Raw genomic sequence first — 21,080 nt, 5'->3', positions numbered from 1 at the left:
TCTTTCGCTATCTGCAAATCTCCTCTGGGGGAGAAGCGGGCGTTATGCGAGCCCTGACGAAGTCGTTCTACCGCCTGATCCGCGATACCAAGGCGGCAACGGTTATCGAATATGGGCTGATCTGCGCACTGATCGTGCTCGCCATCATGGGCGCGCTCGTTTCGGTGGGCACCGTCACGACCGACATGTGGAATAATGTCAGCAACAAGGTGCAGACCGCGAGCTGAACATGGTTAACGGCTGGTAACACAGTGACTTAGCCGTTTCTTTACTTCCCTTCCTTAGGATAGTTGATGCCGAACCGGTTCTCCGGAACGGCCGGGTGAATGAAGCAAGTTCTAGAACGTTGGAGACCGGTTATGCAGAAGATTCGCAACTTCGTTAAGAATTCCAAGGGCGCCACCGCGATCGAGTACGGCCTGATCGCCGCTCTCATCGCCGTCGCCGCCATCGCCGCGATGCAGGGTCTGGGCAACCAGCTCAACAAGACCTTTACGAACGTTTCGTCGAACATGAAGTCGTAATTCTTACGACCGACGTTTGAAAGAAGGGCGGTGGAACTTCGGTTCCGCCGCCCTTTTTCGTCTGCCTGGTCCTGCTCCTCTCCCTGAAAGAAAGGAGAAGTTTGGATTCAGATCCGGCCCATCGCCAGGAACTTGGCGCGACGTGCCTGGCGCAGCCCCTCGGACGAGACGCCGTCGAGATCGTCTAGCGCCGCTTCCACCGCGTCGCCAAGGGCCTGGATCGCGGCGCCGGGATCGCGATGCGCGCCGCCGGTCGGCTCGACGATGATCCCGTCGATCACCTTCAATTCCTTGAGATGCTGTGCGGTGACCTTCATCGCCTCGGCAGCGTCGGCCGCCTTGTCCGCGGTGCGCCACAGGATCGAGGCGCAGCCTTCGGGCGAGATCACCGAATAGACCGCATGCTCCATCATCAACACTTGGTTGCCCGCCGCGAGCGCCACTGCGCCGCCCGAGCCGCCTTCGCCGAGGATCGTCGCGATCAGCGGCACGCCGAGGTTGAGGCATTGCTCGGTCGAACGCGCGATCGCCTCGGCCTGGCCGCGCTCCTCGGCCTGGACGCCGGGGAACGCGCCGGAGGTGTCGACCAGCGTCAGCACCGGCAGCTTGAACTTGTCGGCGAGTTGCATCAGCCGAATCGCCTTGCGGTAGCCCTCGGGCTTGCCCATGCCGAAATTGTGCTTGAGCCGGCTGGCGGTATCGTCGCCCTTCTCATGACCGATCACCATCACCCGGCGGCCGCGGAAGCGTCCCAGCCCACCGATGATCGCATTGTCGTCGGCAAAGGCGCGGTCGCCGCCCAGCGGCATGAAGTCCTCGATCAGCCCGGCGACATAATGCTTGAAGTGCGGGCGCTCGGGATGCCGCGCGACCTGGGTTTTCTGCCACGGCGTCAGCTTGGCATAGGTGTCGACCAGCAGCTTTTCGGCCTTGGCCTGGAGCGGCGCGATCTCCGCGTCGATGTCTACCGATCCGCCCTCGGCGGTGCGGCGCAGTTCGTCGATCCGGCTCTGGAGCTCGGCGATCGGTTTCTCGAAGTCGAGGAAAGTTGCCATCGGGGGCGGTTAGGACGCGTCGGGCTTTGCGTCAACGCGTGGCGCGACTGCGGCCAGCGCCTCGCCCAGCGGATGTCGTTCGTTGACCAGATCGACCAGCCGCTTGCTGTCGACATGAGTGTAGATCTCGGTCGTGGCGATATCGGCATGGCCGAGCATCGCCTGGAGCGCGCGCAGGTCGGCGCCGCCTTCGAGCAGGTGCGTCGCGAAGGCGTGACGCAGGACGTGGGGGCTTACGCGATCGGGCGGGATTCCCGCTTCGCCCGCCAACGCGCGGACGAGCTGGTAGAGCCGCATTCGAGAAAGGTGTCCCTTGCCGGAAGGGAACAGCCAGGGCCGCCCCGCCGCGACATGCGCGCGCCACGCCGCCACCGCAGCCCGCGCGCGGTCGGAGATCGGCACCAGTCGCTCGCGCCCACCCTTGCCCTTGAGGATCAGATAGGGCCGGTCGGGCGCCACTGCGTTGCGCGGCAGCGACACCAGCTCGGTCGCGCGCAGCCCCGACCCGTAGAGCAGCTCGATCAGCGCGGCGAGCCGCAGATCGAGCGGATCTGCCGGCACCCGCGCCTGCCGCGCGGCGATCACCGCGAACATCGCATCGACATCGCCGGTGCTCAGCACTTTCGGAAGCCCACGCGCCGTCCCGGGCCGCGGCAGCGCGGCGCTGGGATCGTCGGCGCGGAACCCTTCGTCGGCGAGGAAGGCGAAGAAGCGCCGCAGCGCCGCCGCCTTGCGCGCCACGGTGGATCGCGCGAGTGCCTGCCACTCGCCGGCGAGCGTCTCGATCTCCGCTGGCCCGGCCTCGCGAAGCCGCCCTTCGAGCAGTTCGGAGGCGAGCCGCAAATCGGTGCCATAGGCCGCAATGGTATTGCCCGCCGCGCCCGCTTCCGCCCGCATCATCTCGAGAAAGCGCTCGATCAGCGCGCGGTCGTCATTCCCCGTCAAGCCGACCGCGTCACCGCCTCGACGGCGACCATCCGCGCATAATTGACCATCCCCGCCGCGCGCATCGCCGCGACGATGTGGAACAGCGCCTCGGGCGAGACTGCGTCCCAGCTGACCGACTGCATGCCGACGCCGGCGAGCAGCGCCACCGTAGCCGCGTCGCCGCGCTGGCCGGCATCGTCGATCGCCTGGGTCCAGCTATTGACCCCGCCGATCTGGACGTCGAGCGACGCTGCCGCGCTCTGCGCCTCGCCTGCGTTCAGCCGGCCCAGCCCCGCGAGCCCGGCGAGCAGCATCTGCGCCTTCCGCCGCGATCCGCCCTCGGCAAAGCCGCTCACGTCGCTCGAAGAAATTAGGCCGTTGCCCGGATCGGCGAGCGCGAGCAGCGCCCACCCCTCGCTCCCGCGCGGCACCACCGGCTTCCATTCGAGCGCGGCCGAATCATATCCCGAAGCGAGCATCGACGCGATCAGCCGGCTCGCCTCCTCGACCTTGTCGCTCGCCGGGATCCACGAAGCCGCGCGCGCGGTGAGGATCATCCGGGCATAGCGCGTGCGCGGCGTGTCCGCGGCGTCCCACAGCGTGCGGATCGCTTTCAGCCGGTTACCGACATCGCCGTCGCTATAGGCCGTGCGCAAGTCGCGTGCGACGGTCTCGCCCGGCCCGCCGCCACCCGCGGTCTCGATCTCCGAATAGAGGTCGACCAGTCCGGCGGTGGAGAATACCCCCGCCGTCGCGGCAAGCTCGGCCGCGGGTGCGCGCGCCGCCGGATCGATATTGGGCGACAGCGCCTGCCAGTAGCGGACCTGCGGCCCGGCGGTCTGGTAGAGATCGGCGGGCACTTCGACACCGGTCGCGGTCGCCAGCCCCCAGCGCCATGCGGTGAGCTGGCCCACGGGATTCCACTCGATCGTCACCGCGCGGCGGCCTTGCGCGCCGGTGCCGAGCACCTTTTCGGCGAGCAGGTTGTCGATGTCCGACGGGCTCGAACCAGAACGCGCGCGATCAAAGAGCTGCCCCGCCTCGTTGGGCTTGCCGGCGAGCCCCGCGCACATCGCGCGGGCGAAGGCCCAGCCGCGCTGCTGAATCGTCGCGGCACCCCGATCGGCGAGCGGGCACAGCGCCGCCGGATCGCCGGTCGCGAGCGCGGTCTGCATCGCCACCTGATAGAGCCAGGTCGTGTAATTATCGGCATCGACGTCGTTGATTACCGCCCGCGCGGCATTGGCCTCGCCCATCCGCAGCAGCGTCCAGGCGCGGTCGGCGGCGAAATCGGCACCGTCGATCCCGGCCGGCGTGTCGAGCGGCGACATCAGCGCGCGGCGCAGCACGATCGACACCCAGCGTGACGCCACCGGCGCCTTCATCCGCCGCATCAGTATCTGGAGATAGCGCCCGTCGGTCGCACCGAACGAATCGGCGGCGAACTCGGCATTGCCCGCGGCGCGAACGCCGACCATGGCCAGCGAATGCCGCGCGAATTCGGGCAGCTCGTATTTCGACAGGTCGATCTGCGCGGCCTGCGCCTCGGCCTGCTCGGCGAAATTGCCCAGCGCCTCGTCGGCCGGAAGCGTCACGCCCTCGGGCGCGGACAGCGGCGCCGCGGTTAGCGTCGGCGAAGGCGCCGGCGCAGCGGTTGGACGGGGCGCGGGAGCCGGTGCCGGCGCGGGATCGTCAAACCCCGGCGGCAGCAGCGATTCGGGCGTGTCCTGACCCAGCGCGGGCATCCCCACGCCTGCCAGCAGCAGCGCCGCAAACCCGATCCGCGAACGCTTAGTTCGTGAGGTTATCAAGCGAGACCGCCTTTTCCATGCGCACCGGTTCCTGCTCGGTGCTGCGGGTCGAAAGGAAGACGATTCCCCCGATCAGCACGAGGAGGATGACGAGGATCACGACGATAAAGCGGGACATGGAACGGTCCGTAAACAAGAGAAACGCGCGGGCCTTTTGCCCGAGACCCTCCCCCGCTGTATAGCCCCCCGACGATGTTGCAAGCGCATGCCCAAGACTGGCCCTGGAAGGGCAAGCCGATCGTGCTCGTCGGGCTGATGGGCGCCGGCAAGACCACGGTCGGCCGTCGACTCGCCCAGCGGCTCCGCCTGCCCTTCGTCGATGCCGACCACGAGATCGAGGCGGCGGCGGGGATGAGCATCTCCGACATCTTCGAGAAATTCGGCGAACCCTATTTCCGCGACGGCGAGCGCCGGGTGATCGCCCGGCTGGTCGACGGCACGCCCAAGGTGATCGCCACCGGCGGCGGCGCCTTCCTCCAGGAAGAGACCCGCCACCTCATCCTCGATCAGTCGATCGCGATCTGGCTCGATGCCGAACCCGCCGTCCTCGCCGATCGCGTCCGCCGCCGCGACACGCGCCCCTTGCTGCGCGGCCGCGATCCCGAGGAAATCCTCACCGAATTGGCGGCGGTAAGAAATCCTTTCTATGCGCTCGCGCCGATCCGCGTGCAGAGCGTCGCGGCTCCGCACGACTTCACCGTCGACGAAATCCTGAAGGCGATCCGCACTTGAACACCGTTCCCGTCGCTCTGGGCGACCGCAGCTACGACGTCCGCATCGAAGCCGGGTTGCTCGCCCGCGCCGGCGAGGCGCTCGCGCGCTTCGACAAGGGCCGTCGCTTCGTCGTCATCACCGACGAAAATGTCGGCGCGCACCTCGCCACGCTCCAGGCGAGCCTGGGTGGTCCCAGCGAGGCGATCGTCCTTCCACCGGGCGAATCGACCAAGAGCTGGGCGCAGCTCGAATCGCTCACCGATCGGCTGCTCGAACTCGGCGTCGAGCGCAGCGATCATGTCATCGCCTTGGGCGGGGGCGTGATCGGCGACCTGGTCGGCTTCGCCGCCTCGATCCTCAAGCGCGGTTGCAACTTCGTGCAGATCCCCACCACGCTGCTCGCACAGGTCGACAGCTCGGTCGGCGGCAAGACCGCGATCAACAGCCGCGCTGGCAAGAACCTGGTCGGCGCATTCCACCAGCCGAGCATCGTCCTGATCGACCCGCAGGTGCTCGACACCCTTCCCGCGCGCCAGCTCCGTGCCGGCTATGCCGAGGTAGTGAAATACGGGCTGATCGACGATTTCGCGTTCTTCGAATGGTGCGAAGCCAATGCCGCCGCGTTGCTCGCCGGCGACACCCAGGCACGCGAATACGCCATCGCCCATTCGGTCGCCGCCAAGGCGCGCATCGTTGGCGAGGACGAGCGCGAAACCACCGGCAAGCGCGCGCTGCTCAACCTCGGCCACACCTTCGGCCACGCGCTAGAGGCCGAGACCGGCTTCTCTGACAAACTCCTTCACGGCGAAGGCGTCGCTGCGGGCATGGCACTGGCCTTCGCCTATTCGGCGCGCCGCGGCCTCTGCTCCGCACAGGATGCCGACCGCGTCGCCGCGCACCTCCGCGCGGTCGGCCTGCCCGACGGGCTCACCGCGGCGGGGATTACCGCCAGCGGGGCGCGGCTGGTCGAGCATATGCTCCACGACAAGAAGATGGCGGCGGGCACCCTGCCCTTCCTGCTCGCGCGGGGCATCGGCCAGACCTTCCTCGACAAGACCGTGGACCTGAACGACGTCGAAGCCTTCCTCGACGAACAGCCGCGCTAAAAATCTCCTCCCTCGCGCAACGGGGGAGGAAACAAACCACATGCCGCCCGGAGCCTCGACTCAGTTGCCGTTCAGCCGCGATCGGCATAGCAGCGCTGCATGCGCATTCTTTCCACCGCTCTCGCCGCCGTCTCGCTGATGGCGCTCGCCGCTCCGGCCGATGCCCAGAAGATCACCAAGCCCGCGCCGATCCTCACCACGCCCGAGGCCAGGGACGTCTGGACCCACGCCCGCCCTGAGATCGCGCGCGTCACGCATGTCAGCCTCGACCTCACCGCAGATTTCGCCGCGCAGACGATGCGCGGCACCGCGACGCTCGACGTGCTCGCCGCCAAGGGCGCCAAGGAAGTCGTCCTCGACATCGATGACCTGCCGATGTCGATCACAGCGGTCACCGACGAGCGTGGTCGCAAGCTCCCCTTCGCGATCGGCAAGCGCGACGCCGAGATCGGCTCGGCACTGACCGTCCAGCTGAACGGCGCCAAGCGCATCACCATCGCTTATGCCAGCGGCGCCGGCGCCAGCGCGATGCAATGGCTCGCCCCGGCGCTCACCGCCGGCAAGAAGAAGCCGTATCTGTTCAGCCAGGGCCAGCCGATCAATAACCGTAGCTGGATCCCCACCCAGGACAGCCCCGGCATCCGCCAGACCTGGGACGCCAAGATCACCGTCCCCGCCGATCTGGTCGCGGTGATGAGCGGCGAGCGGCTCGACGGCGCCAAGGGCGTTCCCGCGGCGAACGGCATGCGCAGCTTTCGCTTCCGCATGGACAAGCCGGTGCCGCCCTATCTGATCGCGCTCGCGGTCGGCGACCTCGCCTTCAAGGCGACCGGCCCGCGCTCGGGCGTGTGGGCCGAGCCGGGGCAGCTCGATGCCGCCGCGCATGAAGTCGGCGATGTCGAGAAGATGATCGACGCCGCACAGGCGCTCTACGGGCCGTATCGCTGGGGCCGCTACGACATGCTCGTCCTGCCGCCGAGCTTCCCGTTCGGGGGGATGGAGAACCCCACGCTCACCTTCCTGACGCCCACGATCATCACCGGCGACCGGTCGAACACCGATGTCGTCGCGCACGAGCTGGCGCATAGCTGGTCGGGCAACCTCGTTACCAACGCCACCTGGTCGGACAACTGGCTCAACGAGGGCTTCACCACCTACTTCGAGAACCGCATCATGGAGGCGGTGTACGGCGCCGAGCGCGCGGCAATGTACGCCGATCTCGATTGGGACGGGCTGGTCAAGGACATCGAGGAAGCCGGCGGCGAGGCCGCGCCGACCACGCGGCTCCACGGCGATCCCGGCGCGACCGCGGGCCAGCTCGATTATTTCAAGGGCTCGACCTTCCTGCGCACGATCGAGCGTGCGGTCGGCCGCCCCGCGTTCGACGCCTATCTCCGCTCTTACTTCGATCGCCACGCCTTCCAGCCGCAGACCAGCGCGGGCTTCCTGGCGGACATCCGCAAGAACCTGATCAAGGGCGACAAGGCGCTCGAGGCCAAGCTCCAGCTCGATCGCTGGACCTACCAGCCCGGGCTTCCCGAGAATGCCGTGCACGTGACGTCGGCGACGCTGACACAGGTCGATGCCCAGCTCGCGGCAGTCAAGGCCGGCGGGCCGGTCTCGGCGGTCAAGCCGCAGGGCTGGGCTACCCAGCAATGGTTGCGTTTCCTCAACGGCCTCCCACGCCAGCAGACCCCCGCCCGCCTCAAGGAACTCGACGAGACGCTCGGCCTGTCGGCGTCGAGCAACGCCTATGTCCGCAGCGCCTGGGCGGAGCTCGCGATCGCCAATCGCTACGATCCCGCGCTCCCCTCGATCCGCGCCTTCGTCACCAGCGTCGGCCGCGGGCTGCTGATCCGCCCGGTCTATGAAGGACTTGCCAAGCAGGGCGATTGGGGCAAGCCGATCGCCAAACGCTTCTTCGAGGAGGCGCGCGCCGGATACCACCCGGTTACCGCCGCGCAGGTCGCCAAGATCGTCGGCGCGGGGAGCTAAGCCCCCGCCTGGCGCCCCGCGGCGCTGACGCTGGCAAAGGCGAAGAGCTGGAACAGCAGCAGCCGCTCGGCGCTCATCACCTCGACGCGCACGTCGTTGCCCACCCAAATCGACCCCGGGCTCCAGCGCAGCAGGTCGGCGAGCAGCGACATCGCCTGCGCGCGGGCGGCATCGAGGTCGGGCAGGTCCTTGGCGGTCGGCGCGATGTCGTTCACGCCGTCATGGATCTCGAAGCGATAGAGCGGCATCGGGTCTCGCAGAGTTGCGCAGTCCCTCAGGAGACGCGCGAGCGAGCCGGAACCCGACAAGATACGGCAATAAATCGCGCCGCTCAGTCCCGGCTGCGCGCCGCGACCGCCGCAAGCCACAGCCAGCCGAGGATCAGGCTCGCTCCGCCGATCGGGGTGACCGCGCCAAGCCAGCGTGGCAGGCCGAGCGCCATCGCATAGAGCGTCCCCGCAAAGATCGCCGCACCGCCGACGAACAACCACGCCGGCCCAACCGCGCGCATCCGCAGCGCGACCAGGGCCGCGACGGCGTGGATCAGCTGATACTGGCCGCCGGTGCGGAGCCACTCGGCCGCCTGCCCCTCGACGCCGTGCGCGCCGAACGCGCCCGCCGCCACCGCGAGCGCGCCCGAAAGCGCCGCAAGGATCGCCACCAGCCTCATTTCGCGTCGAGGTCCGCCTGTGCCGCGGCGGCCTGCCCCGCCTGGCTGAACATCGAGGTGCGCGCGGCGTAGATGTCGCCAGTTTCCTTCTGGATCTTGAGCCGCTCATAATCGCGCCGGCGATACTCGGCCTCGGTCTTGTCGATCTCCTGCTCGGCCACGCCGATCGAATCCATCGCGCGCCGCGCCATCACGATCGCACTCTCGAGCAATTCGCGCACCGCGCCCGCGATCGGCGCCCCCTTCATCTTCATCACCGATCGCCGGTCGAACGCGCGCACGAAGACCGTCGCCTTGGGGAAGGCGTGGTGGATGCTTTCCAGCGCCTCGGTATCGAGCTTGTCGCCGTCCTGGCAGAACAGCAGGAGTTCGGCCTCGGCCGCACCGGCGAGGCGGAGGATGTCCGGGCGGGTGCCGTCGCCATAATAGACCTTCATCCCGAAGCTGCCCGCGGTCTCGATCATCTCGACATCGGTGTCGATGATCGTCACCGGCACGCCCTGCCCGATCAGCATCTGCGCCACCGTTTGTCCGAAACGGCCATAGCCGACCACGACGGCGTTGGCGCCCTCGTGCTGCGGCCCCTCCATCCCGTCGGCGCTGCGCTCGGGCTCGGCGCGCAGCTTCTTGGTCGCCATCATCAGGAACGGCGTGGTCGCCATCGACAGCGTCACGATCGCGCCGAACACGCTCGCCGCCTCGCCCGTGATCAGCATCGCGCCTTGCGCCTGGGCGAACAGCACGAAGCCGAACTCGCCGCCCTGGCTGAGCAGTACGCCCAGCGCGAAGGCGGCGCGCCATTGCATCCCGAACAGTCTGCCCAGCCCCATGATCAGCGCGGTCTTGGTGGCGATCAGCGCGAGTGCCATGCCCGCGACAAACAGCGGCCGATCGGCAATCGCGTTGAGGTCGAGCGTCATTCCCACGGCAAGGAAGAACAGGCCGAGCAGGATCGCGCGGAACGGCTCGACATCGGCTTCCAGCTCGTGGCGATAGGGCGAATCCGCCAGCATCACACCGGCGATGAACGCCCCCAGCGCCGCCGACAGGCCGAGTGCCTCCATGATCGCCGCGCTGGCGATCACCGTGAAGAGTCCCGCGAACACGAACATCTCGCGCTCGCCGAGATTGCCGATCAGCCGGAACGCCGGGCGGAGGATGTAGCGCCCGGCAAGGATCAGCCCGACGATCGCGAGGATGGTATAGACGCCAAGCAGCCATCCGGGCGGCCCGTTCATGTCGGCGGGGTTGCGCGACATCGCCGCGACGATGGTGATCAGCGGGACGATCGACAGGTCCTGGAACAGCAGGATCGCGAAGGCGCGCTCGCCGAGAGGGGTGCGCAGCCGGCCCTGCGACTGGAGCAGCGGCAGCACCTGCGCGGTCGACGACAGCGCGAGCGGTAGGCCGAGCGCGAGCGCCGCAGCCAGCGTCGATTCGGCTGCCGCCCAGATGATCCCCGTCACCGCGAGGCCGCACAGGGTGACCTGCATCAGTCCGAGCCCGAAGATGTCGCGGCGCATCCGCCACAACCGCGACGGACTGAGCTCGAGCCCGACCAGGAACAGCAGCAAGGCGATCCCCAGTTCGGCAATGCCCAGCTTGCTCTCGGCATCGCCGACCAGTCCGAGCACCTGCGGCCCGACCACTGCCCCCGCGACGAGGAAGCCCAGCGTCGCGCCCAGCCCGAGCCGGCGGAAGATGAGCACGAAGATCAGCGCGAAGCCGAGCAACGGCACGCCGTCATGGAGCAGCGAAAGGCTCGAATGCTCCTCCATCAGCCGCGTGCCTCCTGCGCTGCGTCGGCCGCCGCCTCGAATGCCAGCCGGATCGCGGCATGCCGCCCACGATGGGGCAGCGCCGGGGCGAAGATCTCGAGCCCCGGCCAGTCGGGCGGGCCATCGCGTTCGCCCGCCAGCCATGCGGCAAGCCCGTCGCGCGCCGCCGCGATCTCCTCGGCGCTGCGCCCGACGACATGGGCGCCCAGCAACGACGCCGATGCCTGGCCGAGCGCGCAGGCGCGCACCAGCATCCCCACCGCCGCCACGCGCCCCTCGGCATCGAGGTCGACGTCCACGGTCACCCGGCTTCCGCACACCGGCGAACGCTTCTCGACGCTCGCAGCTGGATCGGCCAGCCGCTCGTGAAAGGGGATCTCCGCGGCGAGCCGCAGGATCTGGGTGTTATACAGCGGCGCGTTCATTTCGCACCCGACTTAAGGGCCCGCCGTCGCAGATGCGAGCCCCTTACTTGGCCTTTGCCGAATTCGTCTCCGCCTCCTCGCCGAACACCGGCTCGCCCTTGCGGCGGCGGTCGACGAAATCGGCGACGGTCGCGCTCGATTTGTCGAGCAACGGATAGGTGGTCGAATCGGTGATCCAGTCGGGCCGCCCCTCGGGCCCGCCGCCGACGGTGTCGAACACGAGGACGAGCAGCAGGAAGCCGATGCTCACCAGCACCAGCCCCTTCAGCGCGCCGAAGCCGAAGCCCAGCGCGCGGTCGATCGGCCCGAGGAAGCTGTCGCGCATCCGCGCGCCGATCGTGTTTGCGACGATCCGCCCGCCGAAATAGGTCACCCCGGTGAGGATCGCGAAGGCAAGCACCGCTCCGCCCTGCGCCGTGCCCACTGCGCCCGCCATCACCTCGGCGAACGGCGCGTGGAACAGCTTGAGCACCAGCACCACCGCAAGCCACGCGCCGAGTGCGAGCACTTCGGTCACGAACCCGCGGATGAACCCAAGCACCGCCGCCCCGCCGATCGCGAGCAGCACGGCGATATCGAGTCCGGTCAAAGCCATGAAACGTGTCCCTCCGGCCGCCCTGATACGCGGCTGCCGGGCGACGCGAAAGCCGTCGTGCGCCACGCATGCAAAATAGGATTTGCGCCGCTTAGCTTCGCCGCCCGGATCACGATGTTAGGGCGATGCCGATGCACAGGTGGCGATCAACGGGTTGCTGGCCCGGGGCTTCGTCGCGGATCGAGACTTCCGCCCCGATGCAGGCACGCGTCGCCGTCGGCAGCATCGCCAGGCTCAGCATGTAACCCAGCACCGCGCTCCCTCCGTAGCCGACGATCGGCGTGGGATAGTTGCCGATCGCCGCGGCAAGGATGGCCGCAAGCCAGACGATCCCGAACACCGAATACGCCTCGCGATGAGTCGCGTCGTAGAGCTTGCCGACGATCGCCGGCACGACGAGCAGGATCGAGCCTCCCAGCACCGCGAGCCCGGCAAGCGCGTGCACGTCGAACGCCGAATAGAGGATTTGATCGACATAGGGCATCGCGGGAAGCGTATCGGGCCGGACCAGCGTGATGCCGAACGCCAGGGCGCTGGCGGCAAATGCCGGGAGCACCCAGCGATCGGGCCGCAACGCTGCGAGCACCGCAAGCCCGGCTGCCAGCATCCCGGCCATCGCGCGATCCGGCTGGATCGCCATCGCGGCAGCGGCGACGATCAGGCCGATCGCCGACAGCGCGTTGCGCGATCGCGCGAAGCCGACGATCATCGCGGGCAGCAGGATCAGGCTCGGCTGGATGAACAGGCCACCGAACGCGACCCAGCGCGCGGCGCCCTCGCTTCGATCGCCGAGCAGCCCGGTCGCGAGAAGCAGCACGCCCATCGCCAGCGTCAGCGCGCCCGGCCAGCGCCGGGCGACGCCGACAAGGCCACCGCTGAGCGCAAGCAGCCCGAGCCCGACCGCCAGCGCCCCGGTATTGATGCCGAGATACCGGAGGGGTGCGCCAGCCGCCCACATATAGGCCAGGCCAAGCAGGACGGCACCGACGGCACATGCCGTCCCCAACGCCTGCGGCCTGCGCACCACGACCTCATACAAGTCCATATCTACCGTACCTCCGTTGCGAGTGTCTCTCCCGGTCAGCGCCGCAAGGGGCCGGGCCAGCTGGAATAGGATGATCCGGGGCGCGAGGCCGAACAGGCCATGCAGCGCGAACCGCAGCGCCGCATCATCGTCGTCGATCTCGGCGACCTCCTGGGCGATCGCCCCTCCCCAGGGTTGCAGACCCGGCGGCAAGGCACGCTGCAGGACGCGGCAGGTCAGCAGGGCGACGCGCCGCCGCGTGCCCAGGCTCATATTGCCACCGCGCGCGCTGCCGCGGCTGCACCGTGCGGCGGATTGTCGCGGGCAAGCTGCTCGCCGGCGGCAGTGAGCCGATAGGCATGCCGCGGCGGCCGCCCTCCTTCCAAAGGCTGTTGCCATTCGGCCTGGAGATAGCCCTGTTCCTCAAGGCGGATCAGCAGGGGATACAGCGTACCCGACTTCACGCCCGCAAGGCGTGCCAGTTCATAGCCGTGCTGCCAGCCTCCCCGCGCTTCCAGCAATGCGAATAGGATATTGCGGGCGTGGTTGGAGAGGGTACGCGATCGAGCCATGCGCGATAAATCTACCTAGGTAGATTTATCGTCAAGCTCTTTCTTTGGGGATGCGGCGTTCCGCGATCTATTGCTGGGTGATCCGCAGTGCCCAGCGATCGTAGCCGAGCGCCTCCACTCGCTTGAGCAGCGCCTCGACCACGCCCGGCGCGGGCTTGGCCTCCCGGCTCAGCACCCAGAGGTAGCGGCCGCTCGGCTCGCCGACGATCGACCATTCATAGTCCTCGCCGCGATCGAGCACCCAATAATCGCCGGTGTAGAGCGGGCCGAAGAACGAGACCTTGAGCTTGGCGTTGGTCGCTTCGTCGGCGACGATCGCGCGGCCCTCGGCGGCGCTGCGCTCGCCCTTCGGGCCGCCCTGGCAGCCGCTGTTGAGCACCCGGATCTTGCCGTCGTCGCGCAGCGCATAGTCGGCGGCGACGCCGTCGAGCCCCTTCTGGAAGCGGTTGTCGTGCCGCGCCAGCTCATACCATTTGCCGAGATAGCGCTGGAGATCGACCGGCCTGGCCGGCTCGGGCACCTGCGCGTTGATCACCGGCGGCCGGGTGGCGCGCGAATAGAGGAACAGGCCGCCGATCGCGGCGGCGGCCACGCCGGTGGCGATCGAGATCGCAGTCGATTGCTTCATGCCGCCATGATGCGATGGAAGCCGTGCAATTGGTAGCCTCTATCCGATCGCGCCGCGCACCAGCGCGCCGCAATCGGCATCGGTCGCTGCCGGGCCGCTGCTGCCGGTCACCGCCCGCCCAAGCGCCTTGAAGACATTGCCCACCGACTTGGTCTCCTTCGGCACCACGATCTCGGGCGCGCTGATCGTGCCGTTGACGCTGACGCTGCCGGGGAGGCGGAGGATGCCCTTGCCCTTGGGCGCGCCGGTGAGCGTGAGCGCCAGCCGCTCGTCGGGGAAGCCGATGGAGCCGGTGCCGCGGCTCTGGCTGAGGCTGGTGTCGATCAGCAGCGACTGCGTGACGCCGCGCCCGCCGCGTAGGCTCAGCCGCACCACCGCGCAGCGCAGCGCCGCCTGTCCCTTGTCGCCGCCGAGCAGTCCCTTGCCGATATCGAACCCCATCAGCGCCGCCATCTTGGCCGGCAGCGCACCCGCGCGCGCCGCGACGCCGATCGTGCCGTCCGATCGGCCGACCGCCTCGCGGATCGTATCGCCGACGCCTGCCAATCGCACCCGCGCATCGAGCCGCCCGTCGACTTCGCCGCCGCCGAACAGCGCGGAAATGCTGCTGTTCGCCATGTCGAGCGCCAGCGTGACCTTCGGCTTGGGCTGGCCGGCGCGTTGATCGACCGCCAGTCGCCCGGCGACCGTCCCGCGGGCAAGCGCGATACGCAGATCATCGATGGTCAGGATGCGGTCGTCGAGCTTGAGCGTGCCGCGTATGCCCCGCACTGTCGACGAGCCGACGATCTGGTCGATCCGCACCGCGATCTGGCCGTCGGTCTTGTCGATCTTGGCGATGTTGATCCGCGTGTTGGGCACCACCCTCGGCCCGATCGCCCGCGTCAGCGCCTGCTGCTTGGCGAGGCCTTCGTTGTCGGCAAGATCGTCGAAGCGCAGCCGGCTGAAATGCGCGGCGCCATCCAGCTTGGTACGCCCATCGGCTTTCCGGGCAGTCACTCGCCCGCTGAGCGCACTCACGCCGATCGTACCGCGCAGCCGCTCGACGATCCAGGCATCGTCCTCGCGGCGGACATGCGCGGCGAGCTTGACCGGCTGGGTGCCGAACAGCCCCGCCTCGATGATCCGGTCGATGCGCTTCAAGTCGTCACCGCGCGCGGTCATGTCGAATTCCATGCGGTCGGTGCGCAGCGGTCCCGCCATGCTGCCCTTGGCAGTGAGACCTAGCGCGGCGCCGTCGATCGTCGCATCGAAGGCCCAGGGCTGGCCCGCGCGCATCGGGGCGGCGCGCGCGGCGAGCGTCACTGGCGCGCCATCGACTTGTCCGTTGCCCTTGGCCGCCAGCCCGGTGTCCGGGTTGATAGCGACGTTCAGGGTGAATTCGCGGCGCTGGACGGCGTCGCGATAGCGGATCACGGCGTCGCGCACCTGCGCCACTTCGATCCCCGAACCGCCACCACCTTCCGCCTTGTCGCCGTCCCGCTTCCAGTTGGCGCGGCGCTGGGCGTCGCGCACCAGGTTCAGCCGCACGCCCTCGGCGCTCACTATCTCGGCATCCACCTTGCCGAGCAGAAGCCCCCAGGTGCGCAGCTTGAGGCGAAGCGAGCGGACCGAGGCAAGGTCGCCCTGTCCTGCCCATTGCGGCTGGGCGATATGGATGTCGCGAACCTGCACTATTGGGGCGAATGAGAAAAAGTCCTCGCGCTCGAGCGCGCCGATCCGCACCGGCGTGTCGAAGCGGCTCGCGATCGTGCGCTCGACGGTGCCACGGAACCACGAAACCGGGAAAGCGCCCGCCAGCAGGACGAGCAGGCCGGCGACGACCGCCGCGGCGATGAGACTGTTACGGACGCGGCGCGACATGCCGCTGGGACGAGCGAGCCGCGCGAAGGTTCCAGCGGGGTGCCAAGCTTGATCACTCCCCTCCCTGCTTGCAGGGAGGGATGATCGGGTCGGTCATGCCCCCGGCATGGCCTGAACAGCGCGGGGCGCTGTTCACCCGATCATGGGTGGGTGCGCGCGTCTGCGCGCCCAAAAGACTCTGTCGCCAAGCAGCCTAGCGCCGACGCGGCGCAAAGCGCCGCTCTACCCCTCTCCAAGCTGCGCTAGGCAGCAAGCTGCCAAGCTTCGCTATCCTCTCCCCTATCAAGGGGAGAGGATAGGCGGGGCTGAATGTCGATCCGCCCTAAACCCACCTCCTGCCCCTCCCTTTCAGGAAAGGGAGAGTGACTAGCGCCCCAGCAGGTGATCCACGAACGCCGCGAGGTTCTTGAACCCGGCAAGCTGGAGCCCCCCAGTATCCGCCTGCGCCGCCGGCGCCAGCGCACGCCCGAACCCCAGCTTGGCCGCCTCGCGACAACGCAGCGCGCCATGCGCCACCGGACGCACTTCGCCCGACAGCGCGATCTCGCCGAACGCCACCGCATCGGCCGCCAGCGGCCGCTCGGCCAGCGCCGAGACCAGCGCGGCCGCCACGGCAAGGTCGGCCGCGGGATCCTGCACCCGATAGCCGCCCGAGACGTTGAGATAGACTTCGCACGCCGAGAAGCTCAGCCCGCAGCGCGCCTCGAGCACCGCGAGCACCATCGCCAGCCTTCCCGAATCCCAGCCGACAACCGCGCGCCGCGGGGTCGCCCCGCTCGCCAGCCGCACGGTCAGCGCCTGGACCTCGACAAGCACCGGACGCGTGCCCTCCAGCGCGGGGAAGACGATCGTGCCGGTGACGCTTTCGTCGCGCTCGGTGAGGAACAGCGAAGAAGGGTTGCCGACTTCGCTCAGCCCCTCGGTCTGCATCGCGAACACGCCGATCTCGTCGGTGCCGCCGAAGCGGTTCTTGACTGCGCGCAGGATGCGATACTGGTGGCTGCGCTCGCCTTCGAACGCGAGCACGGTATCGACCATGTGTTCGAGCACGCGCGGCCCGGCGATGCTGCCGTCCTTGGTGACGTGGCCGACCAGCACCAGCGCGGTCCCGCGTTCCTTGGCGAAGCGGATCAGTTCCTGCGAGCTCGCGCGCACCTGGCTCACCGTTCCCGGCGCGCCTTCGATCAGGTCCGAATGCATCGTCTGGATCGAATCGATCACCAGCAGCGCCGGCGCCGGGCCTTCGCCCAGCGTGGTGAGGATATCGCGCACCGACGTCGCCGCGGCGAGCTGGACCGGCGCATCGCCCAGCCCCAGCCGCCGCGCGCGCAGCCGCACCTGGTCCGCCGCCTCCTCGCCCGAGACATAGGCGACGCTCAGCCCACGCAGCGCCAGCTTCGCCGCGGCCTGGAGCAGCAGGGTCGACTTGCCGATCCCCGGATCGCCGCCGATCAACGTCGCCGAGGCATGGACGAACCCGCCGCCCAATGCACGGTCGAGCTCCGAAATCCCGGTCGGCATCCGCTCGGGCAGCGCGATATCGGTGTCGAGCCCGACCAGTTGGATCGCCCGCCCGCCCGACTGGAGATTGTGCTTGGCCTGGAACGGGGTGACCACCCCGCCGCCGTCCTCGACCAGCGTGTTCCAGTCGCCGCAATCGGCGCACTGCCCCTGCCATTGCGACGCGACCGATCCGCACGCCTGGCACACATATCGCTTCTTGGGCTTCGCCATGCGCGCGATGCTAGCGCAGGAACAGGAAGGGAACAACCATATTCCTCCGCAGGAGGGCTTGCCCTGCCGGCCCGATCAACTACAGTTGTAGTCACTCCAGGGAGGAATGCCGTGACCCGCTTGCTTGCCATAATGGTGCTGGCCGCACTTCCCACCGTATCGCATGCGCAGACCGGGCAGTGGGTCGTCGCCACCGATCGCTGGGGGAACAAGGAATATTCGACCCTCAACCTCCTCGCCGACGGCAAGATGCTGACCGGAGACTGGGACGGCGACCGCCTCAGCGGCAGCGTCCGCGGCCAATCGATCGCTTTCACTGTCACCGACGCTCGCGGGCAAACCTATCGCTTCGACGGCGCAATCGACCGCACGAGCCTGCGCGGCACCGCGGACTTTCCCGACAGCAACGATCCTGCGGCGCGCGTCCGGCACGCCTTCACTGCACGGCGCGTGCCCGATCGATCCGCGCCAGGCCCCCGCATCCATGATTTCCGCCCAACTGATTATTCGAACAGCTTTTCGCCCGATCGCCCGCCGGTCCTGACGATCTGGCCCGGCGACACGGTCCGCACCACAACGGTCGATTCGGGCGGTGTGGATGCCGACGGCGTCACCCGCGCGCTGTTCGGAAACCCGCAGACCGGCCCGTTCTTCGTCGCCGGCGCGGCGCAGGGCGACACACTGGCGATCCATATCACGCGGCTGCGCCTCAATCGCGACTGGGCCGACAGCCTCGACAGCATCGTCGGTCGTGGGCTCGGCACTGTGCTGGTCCCCGATGCCCAACGCCTTGGCAAGGCGGTGCGCTGGCGGCTCGACCGCGAAGCCGGCTATGCGACGCCTGAGGGCGCGAGCGGCGCGCTCAAAGCCTTTCGCGTGCCGCTGCGGCCGATGCTCGGCGGACTAGGGCTGGCGAGCGGGTTCGGCATGCCGCCGCTCTCGACCGGCGATACCGGCCGCGCCGGCGGCAACATGGACTTTCCCGAAATCGTCGAAGGCAATGTCGTCTATCTGCCGGTGCAGCAACCCGGCGCCTTGCTCTATCTGGGCGATGCGCACGCGCGGCAGGGCGACGGCGAAACCTCGCAATATGCGCTGGAAACCTCGATGGACGTCGAGTTCAGCGTCGCGCTGATCAAGCGCAAGGCGGTGCCGATGCCGCGCGTCGAATCGGCCACCGAGTTGATGACGCTCGGCCAGGCGGGCTCGCTCGACGAAGCGCTCAAGCAGGCGAGCACCGGGCTGATCCAGTGGCTGCAGCAGGATTACGGCCTCACGCTATCGGAGGCGGCGCAAGTGATGGGCAGCGCGGTCCGCTTCACCGTGCCCAATCTTGCCGGCCGCAGCGTCGGCGTGGCAGCGCGGATCGACAAGACGCTGCTGCCGCCACGCCCGTGAAGGGTGGGACAAACTGCCCAATCTTGCCCCTGCCCCCGCCCCCCGCTATCGCGCCGCGATGCAGCCCACCGACCTCCGCGTCGCCCTGTTCAGCGGCAATTACAATTATGTCCGCGACGGTGCGAACCAGGCGCTCAACAAGCTCGCCGGGCATTTGCTCGATCGCGGGGTGACGCTGCGGGTCTATTCGCCGACCACCGACACCCCCGCCTTCGCACCCACCGGCGACCTCGTCAGCGTTCCCGCGCTCCCCGTCCCGGGTGGCCGCGCCGAATACAAGTTCGCCTGGCATTTGCCCAAAACGACGCGCGAGGATCTCGCCGCGTTCAAGCCCAACCTCGTCCATGTCTCGGCGCCCGAAGTGCTCGGCCATCGCGCGGTGAGCTGGGCGCGCGACCGCGGCATCCCGACCGTCGCCTCGCTCCACACCCGTTTCGAGACCTATCCGGCTTATTACGGCATCGGCTTCGTCGCGCCGCTGATGATCAAGGGGCTGACGCGCTTCTACAACCGCGTCGACCAGGTCGTGACCCCCGGCGAGTCGATGGCCGAGCTGATCCGCAGTTGGGGCGTCACCACCCCGGTGCGGATCTGGTCGCGCGGAGTCGACCATGCCCGCTTCACCCCGGCGCGCCGCGACCTCGAATGGCGCCGCAGCCTCGGCATCGGCGACGACGAGTTCGCGATCGGCTTTCTCGGGCGGCTGGTGCTCGAGAAGGGGCTCGACATCTTCGCCGACGTCTGCGCCGCGCTGCGCGACCGCGGCGTGCCGCACCGCGTGCTGGTGATCGGCGACGGCCCGGCGCGCGACTGGTTCGCCGAGCGCGTCCCAGAAGCAGCCTTTGCCGGCTTCCAGAAGGGCGACGATCTCGGCCGCGCCGTCGCCTCGATGGACGTGCTGTTCAACCCGTCGGTGACCGAGACTTTCGGCAACGTCACGCTGGAAGCGATGGCGTGCGGCGTCCCCGTGGTGGCGGCACGCGCGACCGGCGCGGTCGATTTGATCCAGGACGGGGTCAACGGCTATCTCGTCCCGCCCCGCGATTGCGAAGCCTATGCGGATGCGATCGCGCGGCTCGTCGCCGATCCCGCGCTCCACAAGGCGCAGGGCGCAGCGGGCCATGCCAAGGCGCAGGCCTATGTGTGGGAGGCGGTCAACGAGAAGGTGATCGACACCTATCTCGAGGTGATGGCGCGCCGCGGCGGCTGAGTCTTACCGCCAGTCGAACGCCAGTGGCGCCTCGCGGAACGCAAAACGATCGAGATGGCGCGCGACGGCGCCCTTCAATCCCTCGAGCTGCTCGTCGCTCGATGCGTCGATCCGCACCTCGAGCCCGGTCTCGGCGACGTTGAACGTCACCACCGCGTCGCCGGGATGATCGGCGCCGCGCGCATCGCGCGGGAAGATCACCGTGCCGTTCTCGGGGGTGAACTCGACCTGGAGGTTATGCTCCCAATGCTTGCACAGCTGCTGGAGGTATTTGCTCGCGCTCGCCGTGGGCACCAGCGCCGATGCGCTCGTCGTCGTGATCGTCATGTCTCGTTCCTTCCCCTGCGGCGCCAGTCCCAGCCGGCGCCGCAGCATCTCCAGTCGCGGCATCAGAGCCGCTCGATCTTCCGTGCCGCCTCGTCGAGGATCGCGGCGACGTCGTGCAGCGTCTCTGGATCAACTTCCGAACCGCCGAGTCGCTCCTGCAGCACGGCGCGCAAATTGCCCATCGCACGGCGAATCGGGCCGCCGCTGGTGCGGGCATGCTGCTCGCCGAGCGCCGCGAGCCGCTCGAACAGCGCCGCCACTTCCTCGGCCTTCTCCGAAAGCTCGGCGCTGCCGGCCTCGGTGATCGCGAACGCCTTTCGCGCGCCCTCGGCCCTGGCCTCGACCAGTCCCATGTCGTCGAGCAGCGTCAGCGTCGGATAGATCACGCCGGGGCTCGGCGCATAGGCGCCGCCCGAACGCTCCTCGATCTCGCGGATCAGGTCGTAGCCGTGGCGCGGCTGCTCCTCGATGAGCTTGAGCAGCACCAGCCGCAGCTCGCCGCCGTCGAACATCCGCCGCCCGCGCCCGCCGCCGCGGCCGCCTTCGGGCATGCCCCAGCCGCGTCCGCCGCCGAAGCCACGCCCCCAGCCGCCCGGACCGCCATGCCGTCCGCCGCAGCGGTGCCCGCCATGCGGGCCGTGATGAAATCCAAATCGCATCTCAAAATCCTCTTAATGCGTTTTCCGATAGCGCTAAGATATATCTTGAAGGCACGCGCACAAGC

At 68.6% G+C, this 21,080-nt stretch carries 23 protein-coding genes; 7 read left to right on the top strand and 16 right to left on the bottom strand.

Annotated features, from left to right (window positions below; all coding sequences use genetic code 11):
- The first annotated feature begins 44 nt into the window (after positions 1-44).
- Together RZN05_RS03055 and RZN05_RS03050 are read left to right on the top strand one after the other, a co-directional pair.
- On the top strand, positions 45-227 hold the full coding sequence (locus RZN05_RS03055; RefSeq protein WP_317225152.1) for a Flp family type IVb pilin: 183 nt from the start codon (positions 45-47) through the stop codon (positions 225-227).
- Between the two features lie 132 nt (positions 228-359).
- The gene (locus tag RZN05_RS03050; protein ID WP_317225151.1) at positions 360-524 is read left to right on the top strand and encodes a Flp family type IVb pilin; all 165 of its coding nucleotides are present in this window, start codon (positions 360-362) and stop codon (positions 522-524) included.
- Between the two features lie 107 nt (positions 525-631).
- On the opposite strand, the gene RZN05_RS03045 is transcribed toward RZN05_RS03050, so the two are convergent.
- From RZN05_RS03045 to RZN05_RS03030, 4 genes are read right to left on the bottom strand one after another with little or no spacing between them, the layout of a single operon-like run.
- Positions 632-1,579 (bottom strand): acetyl-CoA carboxylase carboxyltransferase subunit alpha, encoded by a 948-nt coding sequence (locus RZN05_RS03045; protein WP_317225150.1) that lies wholly within the window; start codon positions 1,577-1,579, stop codon positions 632-634.
- Positions 1,580-1,588: 9 nt separating this feature from the next.
- A complete protein-coding gene (locus tag RZN05_RS03040) occupies positions 1,589-2,524 on the bottom strand; it encodes a tyrosine-type recombinase/integrase (protein ID WP_317225149.1) in 936 nt (311 codons plus the stop codon).
- Positions 2,521-4,251: a hypothetical protein gene (locus RZN05_RS03035; protein WP_317225148.1), complete on the bottom strand. Its 1,731-nt coding sequence runs from the start codon at positions 4,249-4,251 to the stop codon at positions 2,521-2,523. Before RZN05_RS03035 ends, RZN05_RS03040 begins: the two co-directional genes overlap by 4 nt.
- A gap of 46 nt (positions 4,252-4,297) precedes the next feature.
- The gene (locus RZN05_RS03030; protein ID WP_317225147.1) at positions 4,298-4,435 is read right to left on the bottom strand and encodes a hypothetical protein; all 138 of its coding nucleotides are present in this window, start codon (positions 4,433-4,435) and stop codon (positions 4,298-4,300) included.
- Positions 4,436-4,509: 74 nt separating this feature from the next.
- Between RZN05_RS03030 and RZN05_RS03025 the strand changes: the two genes are divergently transcribed.
- The 3 genes from RZN05_RS03025 to RZN05_RS03015 all read left to right on the top strand — a co-directional run bounded on the left by RZN05_RS03025 (position 4,510) and on the right by RZN05_RS03015 (position 8,132).
- Positions 4,510-5,049, top strand: coding sequence for a shikimate kinase (locus RZN05_RS03025; RefSeq protein WP_317225146.1), 540 nt, complete (start codon positions 4,510-4,512; stop codon positions 5,047-5,049).
- Complete coding sequence (aroB, locus tag RZN05_RS03020; RefSeq protein WP_317225145.1) at positions 5,046-6,137, top strand: 3-dehydroquinate synthase; 1,092 nt, start codon at positions 5,046-5,048, stop codon at positions 6,135-6,137. Before RZN05_RS03025 ends, aroB begins: the two co-directional genes overlap by 4 nt.
- 99 nt (positions 6,138-6,236) lie before the next feature.
- Positions 6,237-8,132 (top strand): M1 family metallopeptidase, encoded by a 1,896-nt coding sequence (locus tag RZN05_RS03015; RefSeq protein ID WP_317225144.1) that lies wholly within the window; start codon positions 6,237-6,239, stop codon positions 8,130-8,132.
- On the opposite strand, the gene RZN05_RS03010 is transcribed toward RZN05_RS03015, so the two are convergent.
- From RZN05_RS03010 to radA, 10 genes are all read right to left on the bottom strand, one after another.
- Positions 8,129-8,380, bottom strand: a complete 252-nt coding sequence (locus RZN05_RS03010; RefSeq protein ID WP_317225143.1) for a DUF6894 family protein — start codon at positions 8,378-8,380, stop codon at positions 8,129-8,131. The genes RZN05_RS03015 and RZN05_RS03010 overlap by 4 nt on opposite strands.
- Positions 8,381-8,463: 83 nt before the next feature.
- Positions 8,464-8,802, bottom strand: coding sequence for a DUF423 domain-containing protein (locus tag RZN05_RS03005; RefSeq protein WP_317225142.1), 339 nt, complete (start codon positions 8,800-8,802; stop codon positions 8,464-8,466).
- A complete protein-coding gene (locus tag RZN05_RS03000; protein ID WP_317225141.1) occupies positions 8,799-10,580 on the bottom strand; it encodes a cation:proton antiporter domain-containing protein in 1,782 nt (593 codons plus the stop codon). The genes RZN05_RS03005 and RZN05_RS03000 overlap by 4 nt, the downstream gene beginning before the upstream one ends.
- Positions 10,580-11,005: an iron-sulfur cluster assembly scaffold protein gene (locus RZN05_RS02995; protein WP_317225140.1), complete on the bottom strand. Its 426-nt coding sequence runs from the start codon at positions 11,003-11,005 to the stop codon at positions 10,580-10,582. Before RZN05_RS02995 ends, RZN05_RS03000 begins: the two co-directional genes overlap by 1 nt.
- Positions 11,006-11,048: 43 nt before the next feature.
- The gene (locus RZN05_RS02990; protein ID WP_317225139.1) at positions 11,049-11,600 is read right to left on the bottom strand and encodes a CvpA family protein; all 552 of its coding nucleotides are present in this window, start codon (positions 11,598-11,600) and stop codon (positions 11,049-11,051) included.
- A gap of 109 nt (positions 11,601-11,709) precedes the next feature.
- Positions 11,710-12,897 (bottom strand): hypothetical protein, encoded by a 1,188-nt coding sequence (locus RZN05_RS02985; protein ID WP_317225138.1) that lies wholly within the window; start codon positions 12,895-12,897, stop codon positions 11,710-11,712.
- Positions 12,894-13,196, bottom strand: coding sequence for a PadR family transcriptional regulator (locus tag RZN05_RS02980; RefSeq protein ID WP_317225137.1), 303 nt, complete (start codon positions 13,194-13,196; stop codon positions 12,894-12,896). Before RZN05_RS02980 ends, RZN05_RS02985 begins: the two co-directional genes overlap by 4 nt.
- A 67-nt stretch (positions 13,197-13,263) precedes the next feature.
- Positions 13,264-13,824 carry a lipocalin family protein gene (locus RZN05_RS02975; RefSeq protein WP_317225136.1) on the bottom strand — a complete coding sequence of 187 codons (561 nt, stop codon included), beginning with the start codon at positions 13,822-13,824 and terminating at the stop codon, positions 13,264-13,266.
- 39 nt (positions 13,825-13,863) lie between these two features.
- Positions 13,864-15,687, bottom strand: coding sequence for an AsmA family protein (locus RZN05_RS02970; protein ID WP_317225135.1), 1,824 nt, complete (start codon positions 15,685-15,687; stop codon positions 13,864-13,866).
- Between the two features lie 366 nt (positions 15,688-16,053).
- Complete coding sequence (gene radA / locus RZN05_RS02965; RefSeq protein ID WP_317225134.1) at positions 16,054-17,421, bottom strand: DNA repair protein RadA; 1,368 nt, start codon at positions 17,419-17,421, stop codon at positions 16,054-16,056.
- Positions 17,422-17,532: 111 nt separating this feature from the next.
- On the opposite strand from radA, the gene RZN05_RS02960 reads away from it, so the two are divergent.
- Positions 17,533-18,819: an acetamidase/formamidase family protein gene (locus RZN05_RS02960; protein WP_317225133.1), complete on the top strand. Its 1,287-nt coding sequence runs from the start codon at positions 17,533-17,535 to the stop codon at positions 18,817-18,819.
- A gap of 58 nt (positions 18,820-18,877) precedes the next feature.
- Positions 18,878-20,029, top strand: a complete 1,152-nt coding sequence (locus RZN05_RS02955) for a glycosyltransferase family 4 protein (protein ID WP_317225132.1) — start codon at positions 18,878-18,880, stop codon at positions 20,027-20,029.
- 3 nt (positions 20,030-20,032) lie between these two features.
- Here RZN05_RS02955 and RZN05_RS02950 read toward each other — a convergent pair whose 3' ends face one another.
- Positions 20,033-20,356 (bottom strand): DUF2218 domain-containing protein, encoded by a 324-nt coding sequence (locus RZN05_RS02950; protein ID WP_317225131.1) that lies wholly within the window; start codon positions 20,354-20,356, stop codon positions 20,033-20,035.
- A 62-nt stretch (positions 20,357-20,418) separates the two neighbouring features.
- A complete protein-coding gene (locus RZN05_RS02945; protein ID WP_317225130.1) occupies positions 20,419-21,015 on the bottom strand; it encodes a PadR family transcriptional regulator in 597 nt (198 codons plus the stop codon).
- Positions 21,016-21,080 lie beyond the last annotated feature (65 nt).

Origin of the sequence: Sphingomonas sp. HF-S4, assembly GCF_032911445.1 — a bacterium.
Taxonomy (GTDB): domain Bacteria; phylum Pseudomonadota; class Alphaproteobacteria; order Sphingomonadales; family Sphingomonadaceae; genus Sphingomonas; species Sphingomonas agrestis.
This window is presented reverse-complemented; position numbering and strand designations above follow the sequence as displayed.